This window comes from Nocardia amikacinitolerans NBRC 108937 (genome assembly GCF_001612615.1).
GTDB lineage: Bacteria > Actinomycetota > Actinomycetes > Mycobacteriales > Mycobacteriaceae > Nocardia > Nocardia amikacinitolerans.
Map to the genome: position 1 here is coordinate 33,169 of NZ_BDAU01000023.1, position 9,465 is coordinate 42,633.

A 9,465-nucleotide genomic window follows, 5' to 3' on the forward strand; every position below is an offset into this window, starting at 1 on the left:
GCCGATGGGTCGGTTCGGCGTTGACTGTCGTAGCGCTGTGATGGACACTCTTGTGTCGGCCACGTGCGGTTGGCCGTGAAAAGATCGTTCCAAGGGGAAGTTGCTCGATGACCAAGATTCGCGCGTTCGGAATTGCCCTCGCTGCTGCGGCGGGGATCTTTGCCGGTTCCGGTGTGGCAAGCGCCGAAGCCGTCCAGCCGGTGCAGCCCGCTGCTCCCGCGGCGCAGCAGGTCGCGGACATGTACCCGATCGACAAGGTGATCATGGACCTGGTGAAGGCGCTGTCCTCCGGTTCGTCGGGTGCTGGCACCCAGTAGGCGTCCGAGTGACGAAGTGCCCCGTCTCCCTTTGGGAGGCGGGGCTTTTTGCGTTCTGTGTCAGGGGCGGCGTTGCGTAGCGGTGTTGTCAGATACTTCCAACTGCAAGTTTCTATGCGAAGCTTGCAGATTGCGAGAGGCGGGCTTTGCGATTTCGCGGGCATTCCTCGGCATTTGCCCAGGTGGAACGTTACGGGTCAATTCTGTGAGATAGATCTCACCGCACGATTCGAGTGGAGGTGAGCCCGTAATAGTCCGGTCTTGCGTATGGGGGAATGTAGGGCCTCCTTACGGCCCCGGGTTAACGAGTGCTGACCGCGACGATGCTGAAAAATCCGGGCCTATCGGCTGGTAGGGCGACTTCTGAAAGTGCCTTTCCACATCGCGCAGCTGCTGTTCGGGCACTCGCTTCAGTCGCGAGGCAGCAAATTGTGAAGGTTTCATCTCGGGCGTCTCGCAAAATTCGAGTTACTTGCGTCCCATTCGAAATGTGCCTCTTCGTCGTTAACGCTCGTAGCCCTGTGATAGAACAATTTCGTCGGCCACCAGCAGGTCGCCGACGGAGGGAAAATCTTCCAAGGGGACTGTTTCAAGATGAAAATCATTCGTTCGTTCGGGTTCGCTTTCGCCGCCGCTGCCGGCATCGTGCTGGCCGGTTCCGGCCTCGCCACCGCGGACGACACGGGCTCGGCCGAGTCGCTGACCACGCTTGCCGAGCTGCTGGCGACGGGTTCGGCTGGCGAGGCCAAGCCGGCGGCGAACGAGACCGGGACCGGTTCGGCCGAGTCGTTGGCGCCGCTGCTCGAGCTGCTGGCGACGGGTTCGGCTGGCGAGACGAAGCCGACGGCGAACGAGACCGGGACCGGTTCGGCGGAGTCGTTGGCGCCGCTGCTCGAGCTGCTGGCGACGGGTTCGGCTGGCGAGACGAAGCCGGCGGCGAACGAGACCGGGACCGGTTCGGCTGAGTCGTTGGCGCCGCTGCTCGAGCTCCTCGCCACCGGTTCCTCGGGTGGCGACGCGACGAAGTAGCCCGGAGCGAGCCGCTCGGTAGTCCTGTCGCCGACGCTGCGCAGTGCACCGGCGTCAATGCGACGCGATAGTCCCGGCACCGCACGGCGCAGGGAAGCTGGTCTGCAATCGACGCGATAACCCTGACGTCAGCGTGACACGGCAATCCGGCGCCAACGCGACGCGGTGGTCCTAGGGCCCCGTCCGCAAAGGCTGGACAAGCACGCCGACCGAGGGTCACCATTGGTCGGCCTACCGTGCTGAGAGTCACCCTCGGTCGGTTCACCGGGGCACGCGGGTCGGGTGAATGAAGGCCGCATCCAGTCGGTCTGCCGGGGTGACGGTGGCCTTCGGTCGGCTACCGGGCCGACCATTCTGGACGCGGCACCAGCGTCAGCGCGTGCGGTAGTTCTGGCGTCAGCGCGTGGGAAATCCCGGTCAACGCGTGCGGCAGCCCTGGCGCCGACTCGACGCGATAATCCCGCGTCAACACGATGCCGGATCCCCGCACCGACCCGACGCGGTCGAGCGGATCGCCAATCGACGCGACAACCCCGCGCGGCAACCGCCGACACAAATTGCCCCGCCTCCTCCGAGGTGGGGCAATTTTTCGTTTCCAGCCGACCCTGCGAGTTCGCCCGAAAAGCCCTACTCGCGAAACCGCTGATTACAACCAATGGAATCAGCGCGATCGGCTGTTGTCATCGCCAAGATTCCGTTCGGAAGAGATGTTTGCCAGAGCCGGTGACGCCGGACACGTAACCCGTCATCGCCCAGCCATCTCCATCACTGCACGTCAGCGCAGAAATCCTGGTAGAACCACACACCACCACGCTTCACTCGGTCGCCCCTGCGCAAGTGAACTACTCGTAACTGATCATTTGCGCTGCGTTCATCATCACGTCGTGGTCCGCAAATCTCGCGTGATAGACATAGGCCCGCGTCGGCGGCAGCGTGTTGCCGGCGAGAGCTTTCGAGGAAGAAAAGAATTCGATGAGCAAGATTCGTGTGCTCGGCATCGCTGTGGTCGCCGCCGGTATCGTCCTTGGTGGTTCCGGCGTGGCGTCGGCGGAGTCTCCGACCGGCTCGGCCGCCGGTTCGTCCAACTTCGCCACCGGCCTGTCCAACCTGCTGACCTCCGGCTCGGGCGGCGTGAAGCCGCTGCTGACCTCGACCGAGGCTCCGACCGGTTCCGCCGCCGGTTCGTCCAACTTCGCCACCGGCCTCTCCCGGCTGCTGTCCACCGGTTCCGGCGGCGTGAAGCCGCTGCCGGTCGCGGACGGCTACCCCAACCCCTGGCTGGACGGCTGGAGCGCCGGTTCCTCCAACCTGCTCACCGGCCTCGGCAACCTGATCGGCACCGGCTCGGCAGGCTGATCGACATCGGCTCGGCGGGCTGATCGGCGCCGGCTCGGCAGGCTGATCGACATCGGCTCGGCAGGCTGATCGGCGCCGGCTCGGCGGGCTGATCGGCGCCGGCTCGGCAGGCTGATCGACATCGGCTCGGCAGGCTGATCGGCGCCGGCTCGGCAGGCTGATCGGCGCCGGCTCGGCAACCTGATCGGCACCGGCTCGGCAATCGACACCGGCTCGGCAATCGGCGCTGGCTCGGCGAGCTTTCGACACCGACTCGCATGGCGCGGGGACCCAGACTCCGGCGCGCAGAAGGTTTTTCGCGTAGGCAGACTGAATCGACACCTCGACCTGACAGGAGCCGCGGCATCTGACCGTAGCCCAAACGCGATGACGGATGTAAGCCACCAGGCAGATCACCTGCCCGCAGACGAGAGCGGCCCGGGAAACCTCCCGGGCCGCTCTTCTCGTCTCAGCCGTTCCTCGGGCGCACCCCTACAGCGGCGTCTTCATCAACACGACGTTGTACTGCGTGTGCACCGTCAGCAGGAAGTACAGATCCGACCCGGTCTGATACGGGAAGATCATCGGCGCGTACGCGGTCGGCAGCGACGCAGCCTCGACCAGCACCCGCGGCGCGCTCCACGGTCCTTCCGGCGACGAAGCCGTGCGCATGACAACGGAATTCGCCGGATCGGTCGTCAGCATGACGAACTGACCGAGGTACTCGTTCCACATCACCGAGAGCTCGGCGACGCCCTCCACGATCGGCGCGGAGGTCTTGGCGTCGTGCGGCTTCCACGCGCCGCCGTCCCAGTACTCGTAGGAGTCGATGTTGGCGATGTCGGCTTCCCTTGTCCGCGAGACGAACCCGGGGTTGTTGCGGCCCGCGGCGGTGCCGTAGCGATAGACGTAGCCGTCGTGCTTCAGAAAGGCGTTCTGCTGGAAACGCTCGTGCCCGTCCACGTTCGCGCGACGGGTGTTGGGCAGCGGCGCCCAGGTCTGGCCGCCGTCACCGGAGACGGCGAGGGTGGCGAAGTTGGTGTGCCACTTGCCGTGATCGCCCCACTCCCGCACCGACATCAGGCTCATGTACTGCACGCCGCCGACCGAAATGCCCGCGGTCGGAATGAGACTGATCTCGATGCCGGGAATCTTGGGGCTCGGCAAGGGATTCGGCACGACGCTGTCGAAGAAGATGCCGCCGGACGGATCTTTGGTCGTGCTGCGGAACAACACGTTCGAAGTCCACGCCCACATGCTGCCCGCGAGCAGGTTCGGCACGCCGAGTCCGGCGCTGTCGCCGAAGGCGGTGATCATCCGGCCGCTGCCGTCGTCCCACATGATGCCGAGGTCGGTGCCGAGCACGTTGACGTTCTGCGTCCGATTCGGACTGTCCATGCCGGTCATCTGGAAGACGGCCTTGGTCGGCCCTGGCAGCTGCGGTAGTCCGCGCCAGCCGTTGAGCACCGGGATCGGGTTGACGTTGTTCGGGTCTGCGGCGGCGGGACCCGCCAGCACGACCGTGCAGGCCGCTGCGACGGCCCCGGCTCTTGCGAAAGCGGACAGCGATCGTTTCATCCGGACGGATCCCTTCTGTTGCGCGCGCGTCTGCCCCGAACATTGTGCCTGCCCGCCGCGGATTCGGGGCAGGAGTGAAGTTGTGGGACCGGACACGCCGCTACCCGAAACGCCGAAGAGCGGCCCGGACGAATCCGGACCGCTCCTCGGTATTTCGAGCTACGAGCCTCAGAAGGCGGCTTCGTCGAGCTCCATGATGTCGTTGTCCAGGTTGGCGAGGATCGCGCGGGTGGCGGTCAGCTCGGGCAGGACGTTGCGGGCGAAGAACTGCGCCACACCGATCTTGCCGTTGTAGAACGCCACGTCCGAGCCGGTGGCACCGGCGTCGAGGGCCGCGATGGCGACCTCGGCCTGGCGCAGCAGCTGCCAACCGATGAGCAGGTCACCGACGGCGAGCAGGAAGCGCACCGAACCCAGGCCGACCTTGTACAGCTCGGACGGCTGCTCCTGAGCGCCCATCAGGTGGCCGGTCAGCGTGGCGGCCATGGCCTGGACGTCCTCGAGCGCGGTGGCCAGCAGCTTGCGCTCGCCCTTCAGGCGGCCGTTGCCCGCCTCCGACTCGATGAACTTCTGGACCTGACCCGCCACGTGGGCCAGCGCAACACCGCGATCGCGAGCGATCTTGCGGAAGAAGAAGTCCTGCGCCTGGATGGCGGTGGTGCCCTCGTACAGCGAGTCGATCTTCGCGTCGCGGATGTACTGCTCGATCGGGTAGTCCTGGAGGAAGCCGGAACCACCGAAGGTCTGCAGCGACTCGGTCAGGTACTGGTAGGCCCGCTCGGAACCGACACCCTTGACGATCGGCAGCAGCAGGTCGTTGACCCGGAAGGCCACGTCCTCGTCGGCGCCGGAGACCAGGTTCGCCACGTCGGCGTTCTGGTGCGCGGCGGTGTAGAGGTACACGGCGCGCAGGCCCTCGGCGTAAGCCTTCTGCAGGGCCAGCGAACGACGCACGTCCGGGTGGTGGGTGATGGTGACGCGCGGCGCGGTCTTGTCGGTCATCTGGGTGAGGTCCGCACCCTGCACGCGCTCCTTGGCGAAGGCAAGGGCGTTCAGGTAACCGGTCGACAGGGTCGCGATGGCCTTGGTGCCGACCATCATGCGGGCGTTCTCGATGACGTCGAACATCTGCGCGATGCCGTTGTGCACCTCGCCGACCAGCCAGCCCTTGGCGGGGATGCCGTGGCCGCCGAAGGTCACCTCACAGGTGGCCGAGACCTTGATGCCCATCTTGTGCTCGACGTTGGTGACGAACACACCGTTGCGGTCGCCCAGGGTCTGGGTCTCGAAGTCGAAGTGGTACTTCGGCACGTAGAACAGCGACAGACCCTTGGTGCCCGGGCCCGCGCCCTCGGGGCGAGCCAGCACCAGGTGCATGATGTTCTCGAACAGGTCGTCGGAGTCACCCGAGGTGATGAAGCGCTTGACGCCCTCGATGTGCCAGGAGCCGTCCTCCTGCTTGATCGCCTTGGTGCGGCCGGCGCCGACGTCCGAACCGGCGTCCGGCTCGGTCAGCACCATGGTGGCGCCCCAGTTGCGCTCGGCGATGATCTGGGCCCACTTCTTCTGCTCGTCGGTGCCGTTGTTGTAGAACACCTGCGCGAAGCCGGCGCCCGCGCCGTACATCTGAGCGGGCGGGTTGGCGCCGAGGATCATCTCGCTCAGTGCCCAGACCACGCTGGAGGGAGCGCCGAGGCCGCCGAGCTCCTCGCGGACGCCGACCTTCATCCACTCACCCTCTTCGAGGGCGCGGTAGGACTTCTTGAACGCTTCCGGCAGGGTGACGGTGTGAGTCTCGGGATCGAAGACCGGCGGGTTGCGGTCGCCCTCGACGAAGGACTCGGCCAGCGGGCCCTCGGCCAGGCGACGCACCTCGTTGAGCATCTCCTTGACGGTGTCGCTGTCCAGGTCGCCGTAGGCGCCCGCGTCGAGGAGGGTGCCCAGTCCGAGGACCTCGAAGAGGTTGAACTCAAGGTCGCGGACGTTGCTCTTGTAGTGACCCATGGTCTGTACTCACTCTCCGTTGAGTTGGTGCGGTCGGTTTGGTTGCCGTTCCCGCCCGTTGTCGCCACCGGGGTAGTGTCCGGTTTTCCGCATGCTACTCGCGGGTAACTTATGCGTCATATTACCGGCCGGTAAGGGGCTGGCAAAGACGGCGGGGCGCAATGTGACGCGATAAACAGCCTCTGAGCGCGGCATCTGTGCTCTCCGCTCGGCGGCGGATACGGTGAGGTGTGCAGATCGAGACGAGCGCGGGCCCCGCGGAGATCGAGCTCGACCGGCCGCGCAAGCCGGCTTTCCTGCTGCTGCTCACCCACGGTTCCGGCGGCGGGGTGGAGGCGAAAGATCTTTTGGTCGTGCGCGATTCGGCGCTCGAGCTGGGCGGCGCGGTGGCCAGGGTGGTGCAGCCCTACCGCGTCGCTGGGCGGCGCGCGCCCGGTTCGGCGGTCAAGCAGGACGAGGCCTGGCTGGAGATCGTCGCCGCGTTGCGCAAGAAGGTGCGCGGGGTTCCCGTGATCCAAGGCGGACGCAGCAACGGAGCCAGGGTCGCCTGTCGGACGGCGGTCGAGGCGGGGGTTCGCGGCGTGCTTGCGCTGTCGTTTCCGCTGCATCCGCCGGGAAAGCCGGAGAAATCGCGGCGCGAGGAGTTGCTCGCGGCGGGGGACGTAGAGGTCGTCGTGATCAACGGGGCCAACGACCCGTTCGGCGTGCCCGATCCCGCCGACGCGGCCGAGGTGCGGGTGATCCCGGGGCAGCCGCATTCGTTCCGGGCGGGGTTCGACACCATCGCGGCGACCGTGCAGCCGTGGTTGCGCCACTGGTCGGAGTAGGGGTTCGCGCCGGTCGGCGATCTAATGCGCTTTCCCGGGCGCTGAGAGCGTCCGCGACGCGTGCGACTGCCGAAGACGGTATCGCCGCGGCCTCAGGGCATGGGCTGCACGGCAGGTGTGACTGCTGAGTTGGGCGCGAACTTTGTCCGCGGTCGGGATCTGCCGCCGGATCAGTTCGGGGAGTTCAGAGCTGGGCTTGCCGCGAGCGCCTGCCGTGCGAGAGGTGCCCGGTTCGGGCCGCGGTGATCGACCCGGTCAGGAGGGGTTGTCCGGCTCGACGGGCTCCGGCGCGGGTTTGGTCGCGATGACCAGCGCGTCGATGGCGTCCCTGTGCTCGGTCGGTCGCAGCACCCGTTCGGCGGTGCGGATCTCCAGGTCGGAGGTCGCAGCGAGATCGGCGACGATGTCGTCGGGAGTGAAGAGGATCGATGGGTCCGGCGGTCCGCCGAAGCCCTCCGTCAGGTTGAGCGTGTCGTGGCCGAGGACGAGCAGCGTGCCCGCCGGGGTGAGTAGTTCGGCGGCGCGACGGAGTACCGCGCGGCGCTGGTCGGCGGGCAGGTGCAGGAAGACCATCAGCACCAGCTCGTACGGGCCGGTGACCCCGGCGGCGTCGAGATCGGTGACGTCGGCGCACTGCCAGGTGATGCGGCCGCGCACCGACCGGGACAACCGCGTCGCCACGGTCCGCCCCTTGTCGATGCCTACCTGCGAATAGTCGACCGCGTGCACCTCCCAGCCGTGGGTGGCGAGCCAGACCGCGTTGCGCCCTTCGCCGCACGCCAGGTCGAGCGCCCGCGGCAGCGTCTCGCCGTCGGCGGTGTCGGGCCGCGGCGGCACGCGCCGATCCAGCCCGTAGACGTGCTCCACCACGGTGCTGTTCGGCGGTGCGCCCCAGACCAATTCACTCTGCGCGTACCGCGCGTCCCAATCGGCCGCATCCATACCCGCGAGTCTAGGAACCCTCGCGCGCGGGCGGATGGTTGGCACTTCCGCCCGCACCGGATGGGGGACTCCGCCAGGGTCCGCCACGGCCACGGCCACGGCCACGGCCACGGCCACGGCCACCGCCCCGGCCGCCGCTGCGACCACCGGCCGCCGCCCGTCGTCGCTGCCGCCGCGACCCCTCGCCGCTGCTGCCGCCGCCGCTGCCGCCGCGACCCCTCGCCGCTGCTGCCGCCGCCGCTGCTGTTGTCGTCGTCAGCATCGCCGTCGTCGCCACCACCTCCGGCCACCACCGGTCACCACCCCGGCCGCCGCCGTCGTTGCTGCCGTTGCCGCCGCCGTCGCTGCCGCCGTCATCGCCGCCGCTGCCGTTGCGACCACCGGCCCCCGCCCGCCGTCGCCGTCACGGCCGCTGCTTCCGCCAGCACTCGCCGCTGCCCCGGGGCCGTCGCCTTCGCCGCTGCCGCGACCCCGGCCGTCGCTGCTGCTGCTGCCGTCGCCGTCGCGCTATCGCCACCACCCCCGCCACCGCCGGTCACCACTCGGCCGCCTCTGTCGTCGTCGCTGCCGTCGCCGCCGTCGCTACCGTCGTCGTCGCTGCCGCTGGCCGCCGTCGCTGCCGCCGTTGCCGCCGCCGCCGTCATCGCCGCCGCTGCCGTTGCGACCACCTGCCCCCGCCGCCGTCGCCGTCACCGCCGCTGCTTCCGCCAGCCCTCGCCGCTGCCCCTGGGCCGTTGCCTTCGCCGCTGCCGCGACCCCGGCCGTCGCCGTCGCTGCTGGCCGTCGCGCTGCTGCCGTCGCCGCCGTCGCTGCCGCCGTCGCCGTCGCCGTCGCGCTATCGCCACCACTCCCGGTCACCACCGGTCACCACTCGGCCGCCGTCGCCGTCGCTGCCGTCGCTGCTGTCGTCGTCGCTGCCGCTGGCCGCCGTTGCCGCCGCCGTCACCGCCGCTGCCCGTGGGGGCCGACCGCGCCGACTCTCGGCCATGCCGTGTACGCGGTGGGGACAGTCCGATGCGGTCGCGCGTGCCCGACGGCGCGCTTGGGCGAGCCCGCGAAATCGGCGGTAGTCAAATGGTGGCTGTTTGATCTTGAAGAGCCACCATTTGACTACCGTCGAATCCATTTCTCTATCGACGGTAGTCAAATGGTGGTCAGGCCCTTGACAGGTCAGAGCTCGCTTTCGCTTTGCCCACTCTCTGGACGCAACCACGGCCGGATGACCACGCCGGAAGCCGAACCCCGTGTCCACCGACTGCGGGAGGTAAGCCGGGTACGGCAGGCGACGCGCCCAGCACCGTTGGATGGATACTTGGGACCGAGTGCGTGCCCGAGCGGGCGTGCCCTCGGAACCCGTCGCCCACCCGAGCCCCGGAAAGCCGGCCGCCATCCGACATGCGCCCACCGCACCCCGTAATGGAAGCCGAGCACCG

General features: G+C 68.1%; 7 protein-coding genes. 4 read left to right on the forward strand and 3 right to left on the reverse strand.

What is annotated here, in order from left to right:
- Positions 1–107 precede the first annotated feature (107 nt).
- The 3 genes from NAM01S_RS18825 to NAM01S_RS18840 all read left to right on the forward strand — a co-directional run bounded on the left by NAM01S_RS18825 (position 108) and on the right by NAM01S_RS18840 (position 2,702).
- Positions 108–317: a hypothetical protein gene (locus NAM01S_RS18825; protein ID WP_067787055.1), complete on the forward strand. Its 210-nt coding sequence runs from the start codon at positions 108–110 to the stop codon at positions 315–317.
- 594 nt (positions 318–911) lie between these two features.
- The gene (locus NAM01S_RS18830; RefSeq protein WP_067787057.1) at positions 912–1,346 is read left to right on the forward strand and encodes a hypothetical protein; all 435 of its coding nucleotides are present in this window, start codon (positions 912–914) and stop codon (positions 1,344–1,346) included.
- Between the two features lie 972 nt (positions 1,347–2,318).
- On the forward strand, positions 2,319–2,702 hold the full coding sequence (locus NAM01S_RS18840) for a hypothetical protein (RefSeq protein ID WP_067787061.1): 384 nt from the start codon (positions 2,319–2,321) through the stop codon (positions 2,700–2,702).
- Positions 2,703–3,173: 471 nt separating this feature from the next.
- Here NAM01S_RS18840 and NAM01S_RS18845 read toward each other — a convergent pair whose 3' ends face one another.
- Together NAM01S_RS18845 and NAM01S_RS18850 are read right to left on the reverse strand one after the other, a co-directional pair.
- Positions 3,174–4,259, reverse strand: coding sequence for a glycoside hydrolase family 183 protein (locus tag NAM01S_RS18845; RefSeq protein ID WP_067787063.1), 1,086 nt, complete (start codon positions 4,257–4,259; stop codon positions 3,174–3,176).
- A gap of 168 nt (positions 4,260–4,427) precedes the next feature.
- Positions 4,428–6,263, reverse strand: a complete 1,836-nt coding sequence (locus NAM01S_RS18850; RefSeq protein WP_067787065.1) for an acyl-CoA dehydrogenase — start codon at positions 6,261–6,263, stop codon at positions 4,428–4,430.
- A 230-nt stretch (positions 6,264–6,493) separates the two neighbouring features.
- Here NAM01S_RS18850 and NAM01S_RS18855 point away from each other — a divergent pair, with 230 nt between their 5' ends.
- A complete protein-coding gene (locus tag NAM01S_RS18855; RefSeq protein ID WP_067787067.1) occupies positions 6,494–7,090 on the forward strand; it encodes an alpha/beta hydrolase family protein in 597 nt (198 codons plus the stop codon).
- 255 nt (positions 7,091–7,345) lie between these two features.
- Here the strand turns inward: NAM01S_RS18855 and NAM01S_RS18860 are convergent, their stop codons facing one another.
- Complete coding sequence (locus NAM01S_RS18860) at positions 7,346–8,032, reverse strand: class I SAM-dependent methyltransferase (RefSeq protein ID WP_067787069.1); 687 nt, start codon at positions 8,030–8,032, stop codon at positions 7,346–7,348.
- Between the last annotated feature and the right edge of the window lie 1,433 nt (positions 8,033–9,465).

Bases quoted from the DNA above. Each gene is read 5' to 3' on its own strand.
- NAM01S_RS18830 (WP_067787057.1), top strand. From the start codon at position 912: ATGAAAATCATTCGTTCGTTCGGGTTCGCTTTCGCCGCCGCTGCCGGC.
- NAM01S_RS18825 (WP_067787055.1), top strand. From the start codon at position 108: ATGACCAAGATTCGCGCGTTCGGAATTGCCCTCGCTGCTGCGGCGGGG.
- NAM01S_RS18840 (WP_067787061.1), top strand. From the start codon at position 2,319: ATGAGCAAGATTCGTGTGCTCGGCATCGCTGTGGTCGCCGCCGGTATC.
- NAM01S_RS18850 (WP_067787065.1), bottom strand. From the start codon at position 6,263: ATGGGTCACTACAAGAGCAACGTCCGCGACCTTGAGTTCAACCTCTTC.
- NAM01S_RS18860 (WP_067787069.1), bottom strand. From the start codon at position 8,032: ATGGATGCGGCCGATTGGGACGCGCGGTACGCGCAGAGTGAATTGGTC.
- NAM01S_RS18845 (WP_067787063.1), bottom strand. From the start codon at position 4,259: ATGAAACGATCGCTGTCCGCTTTCGCAAGAGCCGGGGCCGTCGCAGCG.